Genomic DNA, 22,029 nt, shown 5'->3' with positions numbered 1-22,029 from the left:
ACCGGCCGGCGGACGACTTCCGGTGAGCAACCGGACGCGGAGCGCTGCGGGCCGAAGCGCCTGGCCGGTCCTGCCCCCGTGTCGGCTCCGCGAGGTCGGCCGTAACGTGTGGCGCGGCTCGGCGCACCCGCGCGGCACCCGCCCGGAGTCCGGCGAGCACGACATGGCGAGCGCCGAAGAGCGCACCAAAGAGCGTATGAAAGACCCGAACGACACGAAAGAGAGGCAGTACCCGATGCCCCCCTTCGACCTTCCCGAAGGCGACCCCTTCGGTCCGCACAACCTTCCGTACGGTGTGTTCTCCCTCGCGGGCTCCGCGCAGCGGACCGTCGGCGTCCGGCTGGGCGACCACGTCCTCGACGCGGGCGCGGCGGCCCGCGCGCTCGGCTCGCCGCACGCCGAGCTGCTCGCCGCGCCGACTCTCGACGCGCTGCTGGCGGCGGGCCGTACGGCCTGGTCGCAGGTGCGCCGCGCGCTGACGGAGTGGGTGACCGACCCCGCCCACCGCCCCACCGTCGAACCGCTGTTCCACCCCCTCTCCGCGGTGACCCTGCACCTCCCGTTCGAGGTCGCCGACTACGTCGACTTCTACTCCTCCGAGCACCACGCCCGGAACGCGGGAGCGATCTTCCGCCCGGACGCCGGGGACGTCCTCCTGCCGAACTGGAAGCACCTGCCGATCGGCTACCACGGCCGCGCCGGCACGGTCGTGGTCTCCGGCACGGACGTCGTCCGCCCGTCGGGCCAGCGCAAGGCGCCCGCCGATCCGGCCCCCGTCTTCGGCCCGTCCGTGCGGCTCGACATCGAGGCCGAGGTCGGCTTCGTGGTCGGCGTGCCCTCGCGGCAGGGCAACCCGGTCGGGCTGACCGACTTCCGCGAACACGTCTTCGGCCTGTGCCTGCTCAACGACTGGTCGGCCCGCGACCTCCAGGCCTGGGAGTACGTCCCTCTCGGCCCGTTCCTCGCCAAGTCGTTCGCCACGTCGGTGTCGGCCTGGGTCACCCCGCTGGAAGCCCTGGAGAGCGCGCGGGTGACGCCCCCGGAGCGGACCCACCCCCTGCTCCCCTACCTGGACGACTCGGCCACCGAACCCGCCGGCTACGACCTGCGCATCTCCGTCGCGCTCAACGGTCACGTCGTCTCCGATCCGCCCTTCTCCACCATGTACTGGACGGCCGCCCAGCAACTCGCCCACCTCACCGTCAACGGCGCCTCCCTGCGCACCGGCGACCTGTACGGCTCGGGCACGGTGAGCGGCCCGAACCCGCACGAGCGCGGCTCCCTCCTGGAACTGACCTGGAACGGCCGTGACCCGCTCGAACTCCCCGACGGCAAGCGGACGTTCCTGGAGGACGGCGACGTGGTGACCCTGTCGGCATGGGCTCCCGGCCCCGGCGGCGCACGGGTGGGACTCGGAGAAGTGAGCGGGAGGGTGGTCGCCGAGCGAAGCGACGGCTGACGGTGCCGACGACAGGCCCCGTGGCAGGACCCGTGACGGGACCCGTGATGAGACCTGCGACGGGACCAGTGATGGTGCCGGTGATGGTGCCGGTGACAGGGTCGGTGACGGAGCCGGCGATGGAGCCGGGGACAGTGCGGGGCGGTCCGGGCTGAATCGGGGCGTCTTCGTGGGCTGACTCCCGGAGTAACCGCCGTCATACTGGCGGCGGGCACGGTCCTCGCACCGAGCCCGTCGCCCGTGGCAGGCCGCACACACACGGGTACGCGGTACGCATCCCGTGCGCACGTGGCGCACGCCCCCTTCCCGACCAGGATCCGGAGCCCATGGCATGACCGTCTGCCTGCTCCTGCTGAGCGTCGTCGCGCTGACGGCCGCCGTGCCGGCTCCGCGTGCGCTCACCCGCTCCGTATGGCCCGAGCGGGAGCCCGTGGTCGGGCTGTGGGTGTGGCAGTGCCTGGTCGCCACGGTCCTGCTGTGCTGCCTGACAGCCCTGGTGCTGGGTGCCACGGCCGTGTTCCACACCGTCCGCGCGCGGGTCTTCGCCCCCGCACCGCCCGCGGTCACCGAGGCGTACGACCTCTCCGGCGTCCCACTGTGGGCAGCGGCCCTGACTCTGCTGCTGGCCTGCGGGGCCGCCTGGACCACCGCGATGCTGGCCCGCGAGCTCGTCGACGCGCGCCGGCGTCGTGGCCAGGCCAGGGCGCACCTGCGGGAACGCGCCCCGGACCTGCCTGCGGGCCTGCCTTCCGCCCGCGGCCCGCTGCTCGTGCTGGAGGACGAGTATCCCGACGCCTGGTGGATGCCCGGCAGTCCGCCCCAGTTGATCGTGACGACCGGCGCCCTGCACCGCCTCACCTCCCACCAACTGGACGCCGTCCTCACCCACGAACGCGGCCATGCCCGCGCCCACCACGACTGGCTGCTCCACCTCTCGACCGCCCTTGCCACCGGCTTCCCCCGTATTCCGCTCTTCTCCCACTTCTGCGACCAGACCCACCGCCTGGTCGAACTCGCCGCCGACGACACGGCGTCGCGCCGCTGCGGCCATCTGACGACGGCGCTGGCTCTGATCGAGCTGAACCAGCACCGGGGCGTCCTGTCCTGCGCCTCCAGTCACCGCCTCCTGGGCGAGCGCGTCGACCGACTGCTCCAGCCGCCCCCGCGCCTGCTCCGCAGACACCGGGCGCTGACGACGGCAGCGGCCACGCTGGTCCCCCTGCTGCCCCTGCTGATCACCTTCGCCCCGGGACTGACGGCGTTGTCCTGACCTGGCGGATCTTGGTCAAGATCCGCCAGTCTTCCCAGGTCAGCAGCCACGCAGGCCGGGGCGCGACCACCGTCGCCGCTCAAGGCCATGTCACCAACGAGGTCCGCACGATGGGCCCCGTCACCGCACCCGCCCCGGAGGCCGCCCGCGCCGCCCTGGCCACGGCGACGACGGACTCGGACGTCAGGGCGTACGCGACATGCGCCACGTGCCTATGAGGAACCGCTCCGCTGAGGCCGGTCCCCAGCCGTCCCCGCCAGGTGCCAGTCCTGTCAGCCCGTCCAGTCAGCCCGTCGGGTCGGTCCCCCGTGTCCAGTCCCCTATATCCAGTCCTCGGGTTCCGGTTCCGCGTCCATCTCGGGCCAGTAGTCCGAGGCGCCCGGATCCGCGGCGGCACCCTGAGCAGCGCCGGGAGCAGCGCCGGGTGCGGAGCCGGGAACCGAGCCCCCGGCAGGCGCCGGATCGGTGGCGGTGCCCAGTGGGCCGTCCAGTGAGGCCAGGACCGCGATCACGCCCTCCCCGTACGTCACGAGCTTCTTCTCGCCGACCCCGCTGATGCCGCCGAGCTGTCGCACCGACGTCGGCCAGGCCGTGGCGATCTCCCGGAGTGTGGCGTCGTGGAAGATGACGTACGCGGGAACACCCTGTTCGCGGGCCTGTTCGGCGCGCCAGGCGCGCAGGGCCTCGAAGGCGGGCAGCAGTTCCTCGGGCAGCTCGGCCGCGGCGGCCTTGGGCTTGTTCCTGCCGGAGGAGGAAGAGCCCGACGCCTTCGACGTGGCCGGCTTCTTCGGCTCCTTGCGCAGCGGTACGTCCCGCTCGCGGCGCAGTACCTCGCCGCTGGCCTCCGTCAGCACCAGCGTGCCGTACTCCCCCTCGACCGCGAGCAGCCCCTGTGCCAGCAACTGCCGTACGACGCCCCGCCATTCGCCTTCGGCGAGATCCTCGCCGATGCCGAACACCGACAACTGGTCGTGGTCGAACTGGATCACCTTGGCCGTGCGCTTGCCCATCAGGATGTCGACGATCTGCACGGCGCCGAACTTCTGCCCGCGCTCCCGCTGCAGCCGCACCACGGTCGACAGCACCTTCTGGGCCGCGACCGTGCCGTCCCAGGTCTCCGGCGGCGTGAGGCAGGTGTCGCAGTTGCCGCAGCCCGCCGCGGCGGGGTCCTGGCCGAAGTAGGCGAGGAGTTGGCTGCGGCGGCACTGGGCGGTCTCACACAGGGCCAGCATCGAGTCCAGGTGGGCGCCTGCCCGCCGCCGGAAGGCCTCGTCGCCCTCACCGGACTGGATCAGCTTGCGCTGCTGTATGACGTCGTTGAGGCCGTACGCCATCCATGCCGTGGAGGGCAGTCCGTCACGGCCGCCGCGCCCCGTCTCCTGGTAGTAGCCCTCGATCGACTTGGGGAGGTCGAGGTGGGCGACGAACCGCACGTCGGGCTTGTCGATGCCCATGCCGAACGCGATGGTCGCGCACACGACCAGGCCGTCCTCCCGCAGGAACCGGGACTGGTGCGCCGCGCGTGTGCCCGCGTCCAGACCCGCGTGGTAGGGCACCGCCTCCACGCCGTTGCGGGAGAGGAACTCGGCTGTCTTCTCCACGGAGTTGCGCGAGAGGCAGTACACGATGCCCGCGTCGCCCGCGTGCTCCTCGTGCAGGAAGCTCAGCAACTGCTTCTTGGGGTCGGCCTTCGGCACGATCCGGTACTGGATGTTGGGCCGGTCGAAGCTCGCCACGAAGTGCCGGGCCGACGGCATGTTCAGCCGCTGGGTGATCTCCTCGTGCGTCGCGTGGGTGGCCGTCGCCGTGAGCGCGATCCGTGGGACGTCCGGCCAGCGCTCGCCGAGCAGGGAGAGCGAGAGGTAGTCGGGGCGGAAGTCGTGGCCCCACTGGGACACGCAGTGCGCCTCGTCGATCGCGAAGACCGCGATCTTGCCGCGCGAGAGGAGGTCCAGCGTGGAGTCCAGGCGCAGTCGCTCCGGCGCCAGGTACAGCAGGTCCAACTCGCCTGCGAGGAACTCGGCCTCGACCACGCGCCGCTCGTCGAAGTTCTGCGTGGAGTTCATGAACCCGGCGTTCACGCCGAGCGCCCGCAGCGCGTTCACCTGATCCTGCATGAGCGCGATGAGAGGCGAGACGACGATGCCCGTACCGGGTCTGACCAGGGACGGGATCTGGTAGCACAGCGACTTGCCGCCGCCGGTCGGCATGAGGACGACCGCGTCCCCGCCGGCCACCACGTGTTCGATGACCGCTTGCTGCTCGCCGCGGAAGGCCTCGTACCCGAAGACCCGGTGCAGCGTGGCCAGCGCCTCGCTATCGGTCCGCTCCGGTGTCCCGGTGATCGCTGTCATCGCGCTGATCCCACCCGTCCCGCCCATCGTCTGGTCCCCCGTACGTCGTCCCTCGACCACTGCCTCCACGATAGGGGTCCGGACTGACAGCACCCGAGTTATCCACAGGCCCAATCGAGTCACCCTGTGTACAACTCTCGTCACTCGAACATGACTGCGGGCCCGGCCCCTCTGGGAAAACCAAGGGGAACCGGGCCCGCCGCACACAAATCACGCAAGCACGCACACACGCACGCGCCGTAGGTCAGCGCACGAACACCCCGGCCTGGTTCGCCAGGTCCAGGAAGTACTGCGGCGCCACACCGAGCACCAGCGTGACCGCCACGCCCACCCCGATCGCCATCATCGTCAGCGGCGACGGAACGGCGACGGTCGGGCCCTCGGGCCGCGGCTCGCTGAAGAACATCAGCACGATCACCCGGATGTAGAAGAAGGCGGCGATCGCCGACGAGATCACACCGACCACGACCAGCGGAGCCGCGCCGCCCTCCGCGGCCGCCTTGAACACGGCGAACTTTCCGGCGAACCCGGAGGTCAGCGGGATGCCGGCGAAGGCCAGCAGGAACACCGCGAACACGGCCGCCACCAGCGGCGACCGCCGGCCGAGCCCCGCCCACTTGGACAGGTGCGTGGCCTCGCCACCGGCGTCGCGCACGAGGGTGACCACCGCGAACGCGCCGATCGTCACGAACGAGTACGCGGCCAGGTAGAAGAGGACGGACGACACGCCGTCCGGAGTGGTCGCGATGACACCCGCAAGGATGAATCCGGCGTGCGCGATGGACGAGTACGCCAGCAGCCGCTTGATGTCGGTCTGCGTGATCGCGACGATCGCGCCGCCCAGCATGGTGACGATCGCGACGCCCCACATGACCGGCCGCCAGTCCCAGCGCAGGCCGGGCAGCACGACGTACAGCAGGCGCAGCAGCGCGCCGAAGGCGGCCACCTTGGTCGCCGCGGCCATGAAGCCGGTGACCGGGGTCGGCGCGCCCTGGTAGACGTCGGGCGTCCACATGTGGAACGGCACCGCGCCCACCTTGAACAGCAGCCCCATGACGATCATCGCCGCGCCGACGAGGAGCAGCGCGTCGTTGCCCATGGTGTCGGCGAGCGCCGGGTTGACGTTCTGGACGGTGCCGTCGACGACCTGCGCGATCGTGCCGTACGACACCGAGCCCGCGTACCCGTACAGCAGCGCGATGCCGAAGAGGGTGAACGCGGAGGCGAACGCGCCGAGGAGGAAGTACTTGACCGCGGCCTCCTGCGACATGAGCCGCTTGCGGCGGGCCAGGGCGCACAGCAGGTACAGCGGCAGCGAGAAGACTTCCAGGGCGATGAAGAAGGTCAGCAGGTCGTTGGCCGACGGGAAGACCAGCATGCCGGCGACCGCGAACAGCAGCAGCGGGAAGACCTCGGTGGTCGCGAACCCGGCCTTGACGGCGGCCTGCTCGCTGTCGCTGCCCGGCACGGAGGCCGCCTGGGCTGCGAAGGAGTCGACGCGGTTGCCGTGCACCTCGGGGTCGAGGCGCCGCTCGGCGAAGGTGAAGAGGCCGACCAGGGCGGCCAGCAGGATGGTGCCCTGGAGGAAGAGGGCCGGTCCGTCGACGGCGATCGCGCCCATGGCGGCGATGCGCGCCTTCGTGGTGCCGTACCCGCCCTCCGCCAGCGCGACCACCGCGGCGAAGGCGGCGACCAGCGCCACGACGGATACGAACAACTGTGCGTAGTAGCGGTGCTTGCGCGGCACGAACGCCTCGACCAGCACCCCGATGACCGCCGCGCCGACGACGATCAAGGTGGGCGACAATTGCCCGTACTCGATCTTGGGCGTGTCGATCTTCGAGATCGGTTCGGCCGCGGTTGCCGCCGTTGTCCACAGGCTGTGGACGGCTGATGCGCTCACTTGGCCGCCTCCACCTCGGGCTTGGGGTCCTTCTTGTGTACGTCGGACAGGGTCTGCTTGACCGCCGGGTTCACGATGTCCGTGACCGGCTTCGGATAGACGCCGAGGAAGATCAGCAGCACGATCAGCGGGGCGACGACCACGAGCTCACGCGCGCGGAGGTCGGGCATCGCGGAGACCTCGGGTTTCACCGGGCCCGTCATCGTCCGCTGGTAGAGGACGAGGGTGTAGAGCGCGGCGAGGACGATGCCGAAGGTGGCGATGATGCCGATCGCCGGGTAGCGCGCGAACGTGCCGACCAGGACGAGGAACTCGCTCACGAAGGGCGCGAGCCCGGGCAGCGACAGCGTCGCCAGGCCGCCGATCAGGAAGGTGCCGGCGAGCACCGGGGCGACCTTCTGCACCCCGCCGTAGTCGGCGATGAGCCGCGAGCCACGGCGCGAGATCAGGAAGCCGGCGACCAGCATCAGGGCCGCTGTCGAGATGCCGTGGTTGACCATGTAGAGCGTCGCGCCGGACTGCCCCTGGCTGGTCATCGCGAAGATGCCCAGCACGATGAACCCGAAGTGCGAGATCGACGCGTACGCCACCAGCCGCTTGATGTCCCGCTGTCCCACGGCGAGCAGCGCCCCGTAGATGATGCTGATCACCGCGAGGACGAGGATGACGGGCGTCGCCCACTTGCTCGCCTCCGGGAACAACTGGAGGCAGAACCGGAGCATCGCGAAAGTGCCCACCTTGTCGACGACCGCCGTGATGAGCACGGCGACCGGCGCGGTGGCCTCGCCCATGGCGTTGGGCAGCCAGGTGTGCAGCGGCCACAGGGGGGCCTTCACCGCGAAGGCGAAGAAGAAACCGAGGAACAGCCAGCGTTCGGTGTTCGTCGCCATGTCGAGCGTGCCGCCGGCGCGGGCCTGCGCGATCTCCTGGAGGCTGAAGTTCCCGGCGACGACATAGAGGCCGATCACCGCGGCCAGCATGATCAGACCGCCGACCAGGTTGTACAGCAGGAACTTCACGGCCGCGTACGACCGTTGCGTGGACGCCGTCTCCTCGCCGTACTCATGGGCACGGTCGCCGAAGCCGCCGATGAGGAAGTACATCGGGATGAGCATGGCTTCGAAGAAGATGTAGAAGAGGAAGACGTCGGTGGCCTCGAAGGAGATGATCACCATCGCCTCGACGGCCAGGATCAGGGCGAAGAAGCCCTGCGTAGGCCGCCAGCGCTTGTTGCCCGTCTCCAGTGGATCGGCGTCGTGCCAGCCCGCCAGGATGATGAACGGGATCAGCAGGGCGGTCAGCGCGATGAGCGCGACCGCGATGCCGTCCACGCCCAGCTCGTACCTGACCCCGAAGTCCTTGATCCAGGAGTGGGATTCGGTGAGCTGGTAGCGGTCGCCGCCGGGGTCGAAGCGGACCAGGACGACGATCGCCAGGGCGAGCGTCCCGAGGGAGAACAGCAGCGCCAGCGCTTTGGCGGCGTTGCGCCGGGCGGCCGGTACGGCGGCCGTGGCGACCGCCCCGATCGCCGGGAGCGCGGCCGTCGCTGTCAGCAGAGGAAAGGACATCGGTATCAGACCGCCCTCATCAGCAGGGTCGCGGCGATGAGGATCGCCACACCGCCGAACATCGAGACCGCGTACGAACGCGCGTAGCCGTTCTGCAGCCGGCGCAGCCGCCCGGAGAGGCCGCCGACCGAGGCCGCCGTGCCGTTGACGACGCCGTCGACCAGGGTGTGGTCGACGTAGACCAGGGAGCGCGTGAGGTGCTCGCCGCCGCGGACCAGGACGACGTGGTTGAAGTCGTCCTGGAGCAGGTCGCGCCGGGCCGCGCGGGTGAGCAGCGACCCGCGCGGGGCGACGACGGGGACGGGACGGCGACCGTACTGGGCGTAGGCGATGGCCACTCCGACGACGAGCACCACCATGGTGGCGAGGGTGACCGTCAGGGCGCTGACCGGGGAGTCGCCGTGGGAGTGGCCGGTGACCGGCTCCAGCCAGTGCACGAAGCGGTCGCCGATGCTGAAGAACCCGCCGGCGAAGACCGATCCGAAGGCCAGCACGATCATCGGGATCGTCATGGACTTCGGGGACTCGTGCGGGTGCGGCTCGTGCCCGTGCTCGTCGGGCTGCCAGCGCTTCTCGCCGAAGAACGTCATCAGCATCACGCGCGTCATGTAGTACGCGGTGATGGCCGCGCCGAGCAGGGCGCAGCCGCCGAGGATCCAGCCCTCGGTGCCGCCCTTGGCGAACGCCGCCTCGATGATCTTGTCCTTGGAGAAGAAGCCGGACAGCCCCGGGAAGCCGATGATGGCGAGGTAGCCGAGGCCGAAGGTGACGAAGGTGATCGGCATGTACGTCCGGAGGCCGCCGTACTTCCTCATGTCGACCTCGTCGTTCATGCCGTGCATGACCGAGCCGGCGCCGAGGAACAGACCGGCCTTGAAGAAGCCGTGCGTCACCAGGTGCATGATCGCGAAGACGTAGCCGATGGGGCCGAGGCCCGCGGCCAGCACCATGTAGCCGATCTGCGACATCGTCGAGCCGGCCAGCGCCTTCTTGATGTCGTCCTTCGCGCAACCGACGATCGCACCGAACAGGAGCGTGACGGCGCCTACGACCGTGACGACCAGTTGCGCGTCGGGCGCCGCGTTGAAGATCGCGGCGGACCGGACGATCAGGTACACGCCCGCGGTCACCATCGTCGCCGCGTGGATGAGGGCCGAGACCGGGGTCGGGCCCTCCATGGCGTCCCCGAGCCAGGACTGCAACGGCACCTGGGCGGACTTGCCGCAGGCGGCGAGCAGCAGCATCAGGGCGATGGCGGTGAGCCTGCCCTCGCTCGCGTCCCCGGCGATGCCGGGTTCTCCCTCCGTCCCGAGCAGCGGGCCGAAGGCGAAGGTGCCGAAGGTGGTGAACATCAGCATGATGGCGATCGACAGGCCCATGTCGCCGACGCGGTTGACCAGGAAGGCCTTCTTCGCGGCCGTCGCGGCGCTGGGCTTGTGCTGCCAGAAGCCGATGAGCAGGTAGGACGCGAGACCGACGCCCTCCCAGCCGACGTACAGCAGCAGGTAGTTGTCGGCGAGGACGAGCAGCAGCATCGCCGCGAGGAACAGGTTCAGGTAGCCGAAGAAGCGGCGGCGCCGCTCGTCGTGCTCCATGTACCCGACCGAGTACAGGTGGATCAGCGAGCCGACGCCCGTGATCAGCAGCACGAACGTCATCGACAACTGGTCGAGGCGGAAGGCGACGTCCGCCTGGAAGCCCTCGACCGGGATCCAGCTGAACAGGTACTGCGTCAGGGTCCGGTGTTCGGCGTCCTTGCTCAGCAGGTCGCCGAAGAGGACGACGGCGAGCACGAACGAGGTGGTCGACAGGAGCGTGCCGATCCAGTGGCCCACGGCGTCGAGCCGACGGCCGCCGACCAGAAGGACGGCCGCTCCGAGCAGGGGCGCCGCGATGAGCAGCGCAATCAGGTTCTCCACGATTCTTCCGACCCCTTACAGCTTCATCAGGCTGGCGTCGTCGACCGAGGCCGAGTGGCGGGAACGGAACAGCGACACGATGATCGCGAGTCCCACCACGACCTCCGCGGCGGCGACGACCATCGTGAAGAAGGCGATGATCTGGCCGTCGAGATTGCCGTGCATCCGGGAGAAGGTGACGAACGCGAGGTTGCAGGCGTTGAGCATGAGTTCGATGCACATGAACACGACGATCGCGTTGCGCCTGATCAGCACACCCGTCGCACCGATCGTGAACAACAGGGCCGCGAGGTAGAGGTAGTTGACGGGGTTCACTTCGATGCCTCCTCGGCCTGCGGAGAGTTCCGCTTCAGGTGCGGCGGCTCGATCGCGGACCGCTCCAGGCGCTCCTCGGCGCGCTGTTCCAAGGCCTTGAGGTCGTTCAGCGCCTCGGTGGACACGTCCCGGATCTGGCCGCGCTCGCGCAGCGTCTTGCTGACCGTGAGCTCCGACGGAGTGCCGTCGGGCAGCAGGCCCTGGACGTCGACGGCGTTGTGCCGCGCGTACACCCCGGGGGCGGGCAGCGGCGGTACGTGCTTGCCCTCGCGGACCCGCTGTTCGGACAGCTCCCGCTGGGTCTTCGGGCGCTCGGTGCGCTCGCGGTGGGTGAGCACCATGGCGCCGACGGCGGCCGTGATGAGCAGCGCGCCGGTGATCTCGAAGGCGAAGACGTACTTCGTGAAGATGAGGGCCGCGAGGCCCTCCACGTTGCCGTTCGCGTTCGCCTCGGCGAGGCCGTCGAACTCCGTCAGGGAGGCGTTGCCGATGCCGGCGATCAGCAGGACGCCGAAGCCGAGGCCGCTGACGAGGGCCAGCCAGCGCTGGCCCTTGATGGTCTCCTTCAGGGAGTCCGCCGCGGTGACGCCCACGAGCATCACCACGAACAGGAACAGCATCATGATCGCGCCGGTGTAGACGACGATCTGCACGATGCCCAGGAAGTAGGCGCCGTTGGCGAGGTAGAACACCGCCAGGACGATCATGGTTCCGGCGAGGCAGAGCGCGCTGTGCACGGCCCTCTTCATGAAGACGGTGCACAGGGCACCGATCACCGCGACGGTGCCGAGCACCCAGAACTGAAAGGCCTCGCCGGTGGAGGTGGAGTAGGCGGCGAGCTGCGCGCTCATGCCTCCACCTCCTCGTCCAAAGGCTTCTCGCCCTTGGAGACGGCAACCTGCTGCTCCGTGCCCGGCGCGGCCTCCGTGACCAGACCTTGGTAGTAGTCCTGTTCGTCCGTCCCCGGGTAGATGGCGTGCGGGGAGTCCACCATGCCGTCCTCGAGGCCGGCGAGCAGTTGCTCCTTGGTGTAGATCAGGTTGGCGCGGCTGGAGTCGGCGAGCTCGAACTCGTTGGTCATCGTCAACGCGCGCGTGGGGCACGCCTCGATGCACAGGCCGCACAGGATGCAGCGGGCGTAGTTGATCTGGTAGACGCGCCCGTACCGCTCGCCCGGCGAGTAGCGCTCCTCCTCTGTGTTGTCCGCGCCCTCCACGTAGATGGCGTCGGCGGGGCAGGCCCAGGCGCACAGCTCGCAGCCGACGCACTTCTCCAGGCCGTCCGGATGGCGGTTGAGCTGGTGCCGTCCGTGGAACCGGGGAGCCGTGGTCTTCTCCTGCTCCGGGTACTGCTCGGTCAGCCGCTTCTTGAACATGGCCTTGAAGGTCACACCGAAGCCGGCCACGGGGTTCTGGAAGCCGGGCTTCGACTGCCCGGTCTCCTTTGGCTCCTCAGCCATCGGACGCCTCCTTTCCATCCAGCGATCCGTCACTCACAGTGTCCACCCCACCACTGACAATGAGCTCCCGCTCCCGGCGCGGGCTGCGCCTCGGCACCGGCGGCAGCTCCTGTCCGGGCAGCGGCGGCACGGGGAATCCGCCCGCCATCGGGTCGAAACCGGCCGTCTCGGCGGGGGCCTGCGCCTCCTTCCCTCCGTTGCGGAACATGTCCACGACGAAGGAGAGCAACAGCACGCCCAGGACACCGCCGGCGACGTACAGGAAGATGTCGGCGAAGTCGTAGTGCTCGTTGCGCAGCGTGCGCACCGTCGCGACGAGCATCAGCCACGTCACCGAGACCGGGATCAGGACCTTCCAGCCGAGCTTCATCAACTGGTCGTAGCGGACGCGGGGCAGCGTGCCGCGCAGCCAGATGAAGAAGAACAGCAGCAGTTGCACCTTGACGACGAACCAGAGCATCGGCCACCAGCCGTGGTTCGCGCCCTCCCAGAAGGTGCTGATCGGCCAGGGGGCCCGCCAGCCGCCGAGGAAGAGCGTGGTCGCCACGGCGGAGACCGTCACCATGTTCACGTACTCGGCGAGCATGAACAGCGCGAACTTGATCGACGAGTACTCGGTGTTGAAGCCGCCGACCAGGTCGCCCTCGGACTCCGGCATGTCGAAGGGGGCGCGGTTGGTCTCGCCGACCATCGTGACGATGTACAGGATGAACGACACCGGCAGCAGCAGGATGTACCAGCGGTCCTGCTGCTGCTCGACGATCGTCGACGTCGACATCGACCCCGAGTAGAGGAACACCGACGCGAACGCGGCGCCCATGGCGATCTCGTAGGAGATCATCTGCGCGCAGGACCGCAGGCCGCCCAGCAGCGGGTAGGTGGAGCCGGAACTCCAGCCCGCCAGCACGATGCCGTAGATGCCTACCGAGGCGACCGCGAGGATGTAGAGCATCGCGATCGGCAGGTCGGTCAACTGCATCGTGGTGCGCTGGCCGAGGATCGAGATCTCGTTGTCGGCCGGGCCGAAGGGGATCACCGCGATCGCCATGAAGGCCGGGATGGCCGCGATGATCGGCGCGAGGACGTACACCACCTTGTCCGCGCGCTTGACGATGAGGTCCTCCTTCAGCATCAGTTTGACGCCGTCGGCGAGCGACTGGAGCATGCCCCAGGGGCCGTGCCGGTTGGGACCGATGCGCAGTTGCATCCAGGCGACGACCTTGCGCTCCCACACGATGGAGAACAGCACGGTCACCATCAGGAAGGCGAAGCAGAAGACGGCCTTGACGACGACCAGCCACCAGGGGTCGCGGCCGAACATCGAGAGGTCTTCAGCGGCGAAGTACGGGCTCATGCCTCCACCTCCTTGGGGGCGTCGGCGGTGAGCGTCGCCGGGCCGATACGGACGAGGGAGCCGGGCGTGGCCCCGGCGTCGGAGGCGACGCCCCGGCCGGTGGAGTTCAGCGGGAGCCAGACCACGCGGTCGGGCATCTCGGTGATCTGCAGCGGCAGTTCGACCACTCCGGCGGGTCCGGTCACGGCGAGCACGTCGCCGTCCTTGACGCCCGCCTCGGCGGCCGTGGCGGGCGACACACGCGCGCGTGCGGCGTGCCGGGTCCCGGCGAGCGCCTCGTCGCCCTGCTGGAGGACACCCTGGTCGAGCAGCAGACGGTGCCCGGCGAGGACGGCCTCCCCGGCGGCGGGGCGCGGCAACTGAGCGGCGGTCTCCAGGGGTTCGGTGGCCCGGGGGCCGTCCCAGGCGCCGAGCCGGTCGAGCTCCGCGCGCGCGGTGCGCAGGTCCGGCAGGCCGAGGTGGACGTCCATGGCGTCGGCCAGCATCTGCAGCACGCGCGCGTCGGAGGGCGCCGGGCGGCGGGTCATCTGGTCGGGCTTCAGCGCCGCCTCGAAGGAGCGGACCCGGCCCTCCCAGTTGAGGAAGGCGCCCGCCTTCTCGGCGACCGCGGCCACCGGGAGGACGACGTCGGCGCGCTCGGCGACCTCGCCGGGCCGCAGCTCCAGCGACACCACGAAACCGGCCTCGGCGAGCGCCTCACGCGCGCGCGGCGGGTCGGGCAGGTCCGCGACCTCGACGCCCGCGACGAGCAGCGCCTGAAGTTCGCCGGACGCGGCGGCCTCGACGATCTGCCCGGTGTCCCGGCCGTACCGGTGCGGGAGTTCGGCCAGGCCCCAGACCGCGGCGACCTCCGCACGCGCGCGTGGATCGGTGGCCGGACGTCCGCCCGGCAGCAGCGACGGCAGCGCACCCGCCTCGATCGCGCCCCGCTCCCCCGCCCTGCGCGGAATCCACGCCAGCCGGGCGCCGGTCGCCGAGGCGGCCCGCACGGCGGCGGTGAGACCGCCGGCCACACTGGCCAGCCGCTCCCCGACGACGATCACCGCGCCGTCGGCCCGCAGCGCCTCGGCGGCCTTCGCGCCCGCGCCCTCCAGGCCGTCATCACTCGCCAGCGCGTCCAGCCACTCCGTCTCGGTGCCCGGAGCGGCCGGCAGCAGCGTGCCGCCCGCCTTCCCCAGACCCCGGGTGGCATGCGTGGCCAGCGAGAACACCCGCTGCCCGTGCCCGCGCCAGGCCTTGCGCAGACGCAGGAAGACGCCGGGTGCCTCCTCCTCCGACTCGAACCCGACCAGCAGGACGGCGGGCGCCTTCTCCAGCGAGGTGTACGTGACGCCCGTACCTCCCCCAGACTCCGTCCGGGAGGTGCCCCCAAGGTCACGGCCCCGGCCTGCGACGCGGGCGGCCAGGAAGTCGGCCTCCTCGCTGCTGTGCACGCGCGCGCGGAAGTCGATGTCGTTGGTGTCGAGCGCCACGCGCGCGAACTTGCTGTACGCGTAGGCGTCCTCGACGGTGAGCCGGCCGCCGGTCAGGACACCGGTCCTGCCGCGCGACGCCAGCAGCCCCTGAGCCGCGATCTGCAACGCCTCCGGCCAGGAAGCCGGTACGAGGTCGCCCTCGGCGTTGCGCACCAGAGGCGTGTCGAGCCGGTCCCGCTGCTGCGCGTACCGGAACGCGAACCGCCCCTTGTCGCAGATCCACTCCTCGTTGACCTCGGGATCGTCGGCGGCCAGGCGCCGCATGACCTTGCCGCGCCGGTGGTCGGTGCGCGTGGCGCAGCCGCCGGAGCAGTGCTCGCACACGGAGTGCGAGGAGACGAGGTCGAAGGGCCGGGAGCGGAATCGGTACGCCGCCGAGGTCAGCGCGCCGACGGGGCAGATCTGGATGGTGTTGCCGGAGAAGTACGACTCGAAGGGGTCGCCCTCACCGGTGCCGACCTGCTGCAGCGCGCCCCGCTCGACCAGCTCGATCATCGGGTCGCCCGCGATCTGGTTGGAGAACCGGGTGCAGCGCGCGCACAGCACGCACCGTTCACGGTCGAGCAGCACCTGCGTGGAGATCGGGACGGGCTTCTCGTACGTCCGCTTGCGGCCCTCGAAGCGGGACTCCGCCTGGCCGTGCGACATGGCCTGGTTCTGCAGGGGGCACTCGCCGCCCTTGTCGCAGACCGGGCAGTCCAGCGGGTGGTTGATGAGGAGCAGCTCCATCACACCGTGCTGCGCCTTCTCGGCCACGGGCGAGGTGAGTTGAGTCTTCACCACCATCCCGTCCGTACAGGTGATCGTGCAGGACGCCATGGGTTTGCGCTGGCCCTCGACCTCGACGATGCACTGGCGGCAGGCGCCCGCCGGGTCGAGGAGAGGGTGGTCGCAGAAGCGGGGGATCTCGATGCCGAGCTGTTCGGCGGCCCGGATGACCAGGGTGCCCTTGGGCACGCTGATCTCGGCGCCGTCGATGGTCAGCGTCACGAGATCTTCCGGCGGGACCGCCGCCTCGCCGCCCCCGGAGGGAGCGCTGGTGGTCACCGTCATGCGTTCACCTCCGTGTGCTTGTCCGCCCAGGCCGTCGACCTGGCCGGGTCGAAGGGGCAGCCGCGGCCCGTGATGTGCTCCTCGTACTCCTCGCGGAAGTACTTGAGCGAGGAGAAGATCGGCGAGGCCGCGCCGTCGCCGAGGGCGCAGAAGGACTTGCCGTTGATGTTGTCGGCGATGTCGTTGAGCTTGTCGAGATCGGAGAGGGCGCCCTTGCCTGCCTCGATGTCCCGCAGCAACTGCACGAGCCAGTACGTGCCTTCGCGGCACGGGGTGCACTTGCCGCAGGACTCGTGGGCGTAGAACTCGGTCCAGCGGGTGACGGCACGCACGACGCAGGTCGTCTCGTCGAAGCACTGCAGAGCTTTGGTGCCGAGCATGGAACCCGCGGCACCCACTCCTTCGTAGTCAAGAGGGACGTCGAGGTGCTCGTCGGTGAACATCGGCGTCGAGGAGCCGCCCGGCGTCCAGAACTTGAGCCGGTGCCCGGGTCGCATGCCGCCGCTCATCTCGAGGAGTTGGCGGAGGGTGATGCCGAGCGGGGCTTCGTACTGGCCGGGGCCGGCGACATGGCCGCTGAGCGAGTAGAGCGTGAAGCCCGGGGACTTCTCGCTTCCCATCGACCTGAACCATTCTTTGCCGTTTTGCAGGATCGCGGGAACTGACGCGATCGACTCGACGTTATTCACCACAGTCGGGCACGCGTAGAGGCCCGCGACCGCAGGAAAGGGGGGACGAAGCCGCGGTTGACCACGGCGGCCTTCGAGCGAGTCGAGCAGCGCGGTCTCCTCACCGCAGATGTACGCGCCGGCGCCGGCGTGCACGGTGAGTTCGAGGTCGAGTCCGCTGCCCAGGATGTTCTCGCCGAGGTAACCGGCCGCGTAGGCCTCGCGCACGGCCTCGTGCAACCGCCGCAGCACAGGGACGACTTCACCACGCAGATAGATGAAGGCATGAGACGACCTGATGGCATAACACGCGATGACCATGCCCTCGATGAGGCTGTGCGGGTTCGCGAAGAGGAGCGGGATGTCCTTGCAGGTCCCGGGCTCCGATTCGTCGGCGTTGACAACTAGATAGTGCGGCTTTCCATCCCCCTGGGGAATGAACTGCCATTTCATTCCCGTCGGGAATCCCGCGCCGCCCCGCCCTCGCAGACCTGATTCCTTGACGTACGCGATCAGGTCGTCCGGCGACATGGCGAGCGCCTTGCGGAGGCCCTCGTATCCTTCGTGCCTTCGGTAGACGTCCAGGCTCCAGGACCTGTCCTCGTCCCAGAAGGCCGACAGCACGGGTGCGAGCAGCTTCTCGGGGCTGCTGCCTTTCAGTTCGGGTGCCAAGGTCATCACTCCCCCTCCTCGGCGGTAGGCCCTGCCGGGTGGGCCGGGTCGGAGGCCGACGTCTCCTGCGGCGCGTCGTGCGAACTCAGGTGCTCGGTGGGCGACGGCTCGTGCACCGCCCGGTCCTGCGGCTCGTCGTGCGGCCCGCCGTCCCGCGGGTGGACCACGCGCGCGGGTGCGGTCTCTCCCCTTGCCAGGCGAAGACCCGCCAGCGACGCCGGTCCCGCACTGCCGCTCGCCTCGACGGCCCCGTCCCGCTCGTCGGGGAAGCCCGCCAGGATCCGGGCGGTCTCCTTGAAGGTGCACAGCGGCGCACCGCGCGTCGGCGAGACCGTGCGTCCGATCCGCAGGTCGTCCACCATGCGTTTGGCGCTCTGCACGGTCTGGTTGTCGAAGAACTCCCAGTTGACCATCACGACCGGCGCGAAGTCGCAGGCCGCGTTGCACTCGATGTGCTCCAGAGTGATCTTTCCGTCGTCGGTGGTCCCACCGTTGCCGACACCCAGGTACTCCTGGAGCTCCTCGAAGATCGCGTCGCCGCCCATCACCGCGCACAGCGTGTTGGTGCAGACGCCCACCTGGTAGTCGCCGCTGGGGCGGCGCCGGTACATGGTGTAGAAGGTGGCGACCGCGGTGACCTCGGCCGTGGTCAGGTCCAGCACGTCCGCGCAGAACCGCATCCCGGTGCGCGTGACGTGGCCCTCCTCCGCCTGCACGAGGTGCAGCAACGGCAGGAGCGCGGACCGGGAGTCGGGGTAGCGGGCGATGATCTCGCGCGCGTCCGCCTCCAGCCGGGCGCGGACGTCGTCCGGGTAGGCGGGCGCGGGCAGTTCGGGCATGCCCAGGCTGACGCCCTGCGCGGAAGAAGAGATGGTCACCGGTCGACGCCTCCCATCACGGGGTCGATGGAGGCGACGGCGACGATGACGTCGGCGACCTGGCCGCCCTCGCACATCGCCGCCATGGCCTGCAGGTTGGTGAAGGACGGGTCCCGGAAGTGGACCCGGTAGGGGCGGGTGCCTCCGTCGGAGACGGCGTGCACCCCGAGTTCGCCCTTGGGTGACTCGACGGCCACGTACGCCTGTCCCGGCGGTACGCGGAAGCCCTCGGTGACCAGCTTGAAGTGGTGGATCAGGGCCTCCATGGAGGTGCCCATGATCTTCTTGATGTGGTCGAGGGAGTTGCCGAGACCGTCGGGTCCCAGGGCGAGCTGGGCGGGCCAGGCGATCTTCCGGTCGGCGACCATGACCGGGCCGGGCTGCAGCCGGTCCAGGCACTGCTCGACGATCCTGAGCGACTGGCGCATCTCCTCCAGCCGGATCAGGAAGCGGCCGTAGGAGTCGCAGGAGTCGGCGGTCGGGACGTCGAAGTCGTACGTCTCGTAGTCGCAGTACGGCTGCGTCTTGCGCAGGTCGTGCGGGAGGCCGGTGGAGCGCAGGATCGGGCCGGTGGCGCCGAGGGCCATGCAGCCGGCCAGGTCGAGATAGCCGACGTCCTGCATACGGGCCTTGAAGATGGGGTTCCCGGTGGCGAGCTTGTCGTACTCGGGGAGGTTCTTCTTCATCTTCTTCACGAACTCGCGGATCTGGTCCACCGCGCCGGGCGGCAGGTCCTGGGCGAGTCCGCCGGGACGGATGTACGCGTGGTTCATCCGCAGGCCCGTGATGAGCTCGTAGATGTCGAGAATCAGTTCACGATCACGGAATCCGTAGATCATGATCGTGGTGGCGCCGAGTTCCATGCCGCCGGTGGCGATGCACACCAGGTGGGAGGACATCCGGTTCAGCTCCATCAGGAGCACCCGGATGATCTTGGCTCGCTCGGTGATCTGGTCCTCGACGCCGAGGAGCTTCTCGACGGCGAGACAGTAGGCGGTCTCGTTGAAGAAGGACGTCAGGTAGTCCATGCGCGTCACGAACGTGGTGCCCTGTGTCCACGTGCGGTACTCGAGGTTCTTCTCGATGCCGGTGTGGAGGTAGCCGATGCCGCAGCGGGCCTCGGTGACCGTCTCGCCCTCGATCTCCAGGATGAGGCGGAGCACCCCGTGGGTGGAGGGGTGCTGGGGCCCCATGTTGACGACGATGCGCTCGTCGTCGGCGCGGGCCGCGGACCGGACGACCTCGTCCCAGTCGCCACCGGTGACCGTGTACACGGTGCCCTCGGTGGTCTCGCGCGGCGAGGCGGCGGAGGCCGCGGATGCTGACTGTGTGCTCACGAGTACGACCTCCGCTGGTCCGGAGCCGGGATCTGGGCGCCCTTGTACTCGACGGGGATGCCGCCGAGGGGGTAGTCCTTGCGCTGCGGATGGCCCTGCCAGTCGTCCGGCATCATGATCCGCGTCAGGGCCGGGTGATCGTCGAAGACGATCCCGAAGAAGTCGTAGGTCTCGCGCTCGTGCCAGTCGTTGGTCGGATACACGGAGACCAGGGACGGCATGTGCGGGTCGGCGTCCGGGGCGCTGACCTCCAGGCGGATCAGCCGGTTGTGGGTGATCGAGCGCAGGTGGTAGACGGCGTGCAGCTCGCGCCCCTTGTCGCCCGGGTAGTGCACGGCGCTGACGCCGGTACAGAGCTCGAAGCGCAGGGCCGGGTCGTCGCGCAGGGTGCGGGCGACGCCGAGCAGGTGCTCGCGCTCGATGTGGAAGGTGAGCTCGTCGCGGTCGACGACCGTCTTCTCGATCGCGTTCTCGGGGAGCAGGCCCTGCTCCTCCAGCGCGCCCTCGAGTTCGTCGGCGACCTCGTCGAACCAGCCGCCGTAGGGCCGGCTCGCCGCTCCCGGGAGGCGGACCGAGCGGACCAGGCCGCCGTAGCCGGAGGTGTCGCCGCCGTTGTTCGCTCCGAACATGCCTCGCTGGACGCGGACCTCCTCGCCGCCCTGGCCTCGCTGGCCGGGGAGGTTGGAGGAGGAGAGATCCTTCTCGGGGTTCACCCCGTTCGCGTCGCTCACCGCAGCAGCCCCTTCATCTCGATCGTGGGCAGGGCCTTGAGCGCCGCTTCCTCCGCCTCGCGGGCCGCTTCCTCGGCGTTCACGCCCAGCTTGGAGTTCTGGATCTTGTGGTGGAGCTTGAGGATCGCGTCGATCAGCATCTCGGGGCGCGGCGGGCAGCCCGGGAGGTAGATGTCGACGGGGACGATGTGGTCGACGCCCTGGACGATCGCGTAGTTGTTGAACATGCCTCCGGAGGAGGCGCACACGCCCATGGAGATGACCCACTTGGGGTTGGGCATCTGGTCGTAGACCTGCCGGAGCACCGGCGCCATCTTCTGGCTGACCCGGCCGGCGACGATCATCAGGTCCGCCTGGCGGGGCGAACCCCGGAAGACCTCCATACCGAAGCGCGCCAGGTCGTAGCGGCCGGCGCCGGTGGTCATCATCTCGATGGCACAGCACGCGAGGCCGAACGTGGCGGGGAAGACGGACGCCTTGCGCACCCAGCCCGCGGCCTGCTCGACGGTGGTCAGCAGGAAACCACTCGGCAGCTTTTCTTCGAGTCCCATGGCTAAAGGCCCCTCAGTCCCATTCCAGGCCGCCGCGCCGCCATACGTACGCGTACGCGACGAAGACGGTGAGCACGAAGAGCAGCATCTCCACGAGCCCGAAAACACCCAGGGCGTCGAAGGTGACGGCCCAGGGGTAGAGGAAGACGATCTCGATGTCGAAGACGATGAAGAGCATCGCCGTCAGGTAGTACTTGATGGGGAAGCGCCCGCCGCCGGCCGGCGTGGGGGTCGGCTCGATACCGCACTCGTAGGCCTCGAGCTTGGCGCGGTTGTACCGCTTCGGCCCGATCAGCGTGGCCATGACCACGGAGAAGATCGCAAAGCCTGCCCCGAGGGCTCCCAGTACGAGGATGGGCGCATACGCGTTCACCGCTCCTCGCTCCTCTCAGTCGGCACTGACTGCTGGCGATGGCATCGGACTCACGTCAGCCTCACCGGCCCACGAACCCCGCCCGTCCCGACGAAGATCGCGAACATGTGAAGCAGGTCACAAGCCCAACTGCCTCGCATCCTATGCCCGCCGATCTGTGATCTGCGACACGGGGTATTACACAAGCTTTGTGATCTCCACCACCTGACGAAGGATCATGAAGTCATATCAGCGGTGATCTACATACGCGAAGCGTCAGAGTGGTCACAAGAAGTGACATTTACGCCCGTCACCGCAGGCCGCGAGGGGCATCTCAATATCAAGAATCTTCCCTTGCATGCAAATTGGCGATGGGCGCGGCGCCCTGATAGAGGACCGCATTCACACATCAGAGGGAGGGCGGGGCGAGGTGTGGACGCGTGCACGCGTTCACGCGTTCACGAGCGGAAGCGGTCCCACCGCCTGCGCGAGGCGCGGCGGCCGCGGTAACCGTTCCGTGACCTGCACCACATCCACAAGAGGCGCACAACAAGGGGGCTTGGCCAACGGTCCCAACCGGTGTTAGGCCGAGGGCAATTCGGACTTAACAATGAAAGACCGTGATCACAGGCTTGATCACCTGTGCCCGTATTGTCCGTTACGGCGTCAATAAAGAACCCGAGGCGGGGGAATTGGGACAGCGATTGAACA

At 69.3% G+C, this 22,029-nt stretch carries 18 protein-coding genes; 3 read left to right on the top strand and 15 right to left on the bottom strand.

Annotation, left to right across the window (positions count from 1 at the left end; translation table 11 throughout):
* Positions 1–235 precede the first annotated feature (235 nt).
* The 3 genes from fahA (at position 236) to OG352_RS25730 (ending at position 2,947) form a co-directional block, all read left to right on the top strand.
* Entirely contained in the window at positions 236–1,459 is a 1,224-nt protein-coding gene (gene fahA / locus OG352_RS25740; protein WP_329223964.1) for a fumarylacetoacetase, read from the top strand.
* A gap of 331 nt (positions 1,460–1,790) precedes the next feature.
* Positions 1,791–2,729 (top strand): M56 family metallopeptidase, encoded by a 939-nt coding sequence (locus OG352_RS25735; protein WP_329220111.1) that lies wholly within the window; start codon positions 1,791–1,793, stop codon positions 2,727–2,729.
* Between the two features lie 11 nt (positions 2,730–2,740).
* A complete protein-coding gene (locus OG352_RS25730) occupies positions 2,741–2,947 on the top strand; it encodes a hypothetical protein (RefSeq protein WP_329220109.1) in 207 nt (68 codons plus the stop codon).
* 102 nt (positions 2,948–3,049) lie between these two features.
* Here OG352_RS25730 and recQ read toward each other — a convergent pair whose 3' ends face one another.
* The 15 genes from recQ to OG352_RS25655 form a co-directional block, all read right to left on the bottom strand.
* On the bottom strand, positions 3,050–5,110 hold the full coding sequence (gene recQ, locus OG352_RS25725) for a DNA helicase RecQ (protein WP_443072508.1): 2,061 nt from the start codon (positions 5,108–5,110) through the stop codon (positions 3,050–3,052).
* 217 nt (positions 5,111–5,327) lie between these two features.
* On the bottom strand, positions 5,328–6,986 hold the full coding sequence (gene nuoN, locus OG352_RS25720) for an NADH-quinone oxidoreductase subunit NuoN (protein ID WP_329220105.1): 1,659 nt from the start codon (positions 6,984–6,986) through the stop codon (positions 5,328–5,330).
* The gene (locus tag OG352_RS25715) at positions 6,983–8,554 is read right to left on the bottom strand and encodes an NADH-quinone oxidoreductase subunit M (protein ID WP_329220103.1); all 1,572 of its coding nucleotides are present in this window, start codon (positions 8,552–8,554) and stop codon (positions 6,983–6,985) included. The genes nuoN and OG352_RS25715 overlap by 4 nt, the downstream gene beginning before the upstream one ends.
* Before the next feature lie 5 nt (positions 8,555–8,559).
* A complete protein-coding gene (gene nuoL / locus OG352_RS25710) occupies positions 8,560–10,473 on the bottom strand; it encodes an NADH-quinone oxidoreductase subunit L (RefSeq protein WP_329220101.1) in 1,914 nt (637 codons plus the stop codon).
* A 15-nt stretch (positions 10,474–10,488) separates the two neighbouring features.
* Positions 10,489–10,788, bottom strand: a complete 300-nt coding sequence (gene nuoK / locus OG352_RS25705) for an NADH-quinone oxidoreductase subunit NuoK (RefSeq protein ID WP_020130147.1) — start codon at positions 10,786–10,788, stop codon at positions 10,489–10,491.
* Positions 10,785–11,639 carry an NADH-quinone oxidoreductase subunit J gene (locus tag OG352_RS25700; protein WP_329220099.1) on the bottom strand — a complete coding sequence of 285 codons (855 nt, stop codon included), beginning with the start codon at positions 11,637–11,639 and terminating at the stop codon, positions 10,785–10,787. The genes nuoK and OG352_RS25700 overlap by 4 nt, the downstream gene beginning before the upstream one ends.
* The gene (gene nuoI, locus OG352_RS25695) at positions 11,636–12,247 is read right to left on the bottom strand and encodes an NADH-quinone oxidoreductase subunit NuoI (protein ID WP_329220098.1); all 612 of its coding nucleotides are present in this window, start codon (positions 12,245–12,247) and stop codon (positions 11,636–11,638) included. The genes OG352_RS25700 and nuoI overlap by 4 nt, the downstream gene beginning before the upstream one ends.
* Entirely contained in the window at positions 12,240–13,601 is a 1,362-nt protein-coding gene (gene nuoH, locus OG352_RS25690; RefSeq protein ID WP_329220096.1) for an NADH-quinone oxidoreductase subunit NuoH, read from the bottom strand. The genes nuoI and nuoH overlap by 8 nt, the downstream gene beginning before the upstream one ends.
* Complete coding sequence (locus tag OG352_RS25685; RefSeq protein ID WP_329220094.1) at positions 13,598–16,129, bottom strand: NADH-quinone oxidoreductase subunit G; 2,532 nt, start codon at positions 16,127–16,129, stop codon at positions 13,598–13,600. Before OG352_RS25685 ends, nuoH begins: the two co-directional genes overlap by 4 nt.
* Positions 16,126–17,478 carry an NADH-quinone oxidoreductase subunit NuoF gene (gene nuoF / locus OG352_RS25680; RefSeq protein ID WP_329220092.1) on the bottom strand — a complete coding sequence of 451 codons (1,353 nt, stop codon included), beginning with the start codon at positions 17,476–17,478 and terminating at the stop codon, positions 16,126–16,128. The genes OG352_RS25685 and nuoF overlap by 4 nt, the downstream gene beginning before the upstream one ends.
* Positions 17,475–18,347, bottom strand: coding sequence for an NADH-quinone oxidoreductase subunit NuoE (gene nuoE, locus OG352_RS25675; RefSeq protein ID WP_329220090.1), 873 nt, complete (start codon positions 18,345–18,347; stop codon positions 17,475–17,477). The genes nuoF and nuoE overlap by 4 nt, the downstream gene beginning before the upstream one ends.
* Positions 18,344–19,684 (bottom strand): NADH-quinone oxidoreductase subunit D, encoded by a 1,341-nt coding sequence (locus OG352_RS25670; protein WP_329220089.1) that lies wholly within the window; start codon positions 19,682–19,684, stop codon positions 18,344–18,346. Before OG352_RS25670 ends, nuoE begins: the two co-directional genes overlap by 4 nt.
* Positions 19,681–20,415 (bottom strand): NADH-quinone oxidoreductase subunit C, encoded by a 735-nt coding sequence (locus OG352_RS25665; protein WP_329220087.1) that lies wholly within the window; start codon positions 20,413–20,415, stop codon positions 19,681–19,683. Before OG352_RS25665 ends, OG352_RS25670 begins: the two co-directional genes overlap by 4 nt.
* The gene (locus OG352_RS25660) at positions 20,412–20,966 is read right to left on the bottom strand and encodes a NuoB/complex I 20 kDa subunit family protein (RefSeq protein WP_329220086.1); all 555 of its coding nucleotides are present in this window, start codon (positions 20,964–20,966) and stop codon (positions 20,412–20,414) included. The genes OG352_RS25665 and OG352_RS25660 overlap by 4 nt, the downstream gene beginning before the upstream one ends.
* Positions 20,967–20,979: 13 nt before the next feature.
* The gene (locus tag OG352_RS25655; protein WP_007383963.1) at positions 20,980–21,339 is read right to left on the bottom strand and encodes an NADH-quinone oxidoreductase subunit A; all 360 of its coding nucleotides are present in this window, start codon (positions 21,337–21,339) and stop codon (positions 20,980–20,982) included.
* Positions 21,340–22,029 lie beyond the last annotated feature (690 nt).

Source organism: Streptomyces sp. NBC_01485, from assembly GCF_036227125.1.
Classification (GTDB): Bacteria; Actinomycetota; Actinomycetes; order Streptomycetales; family Streptomycetaceae; genus Streptomyces.
The sequence above is the reverse complement of the archived record's forward strand: the minus strand, read 5'-3'. Positions and strand labels throughout refer to the sequence as shown.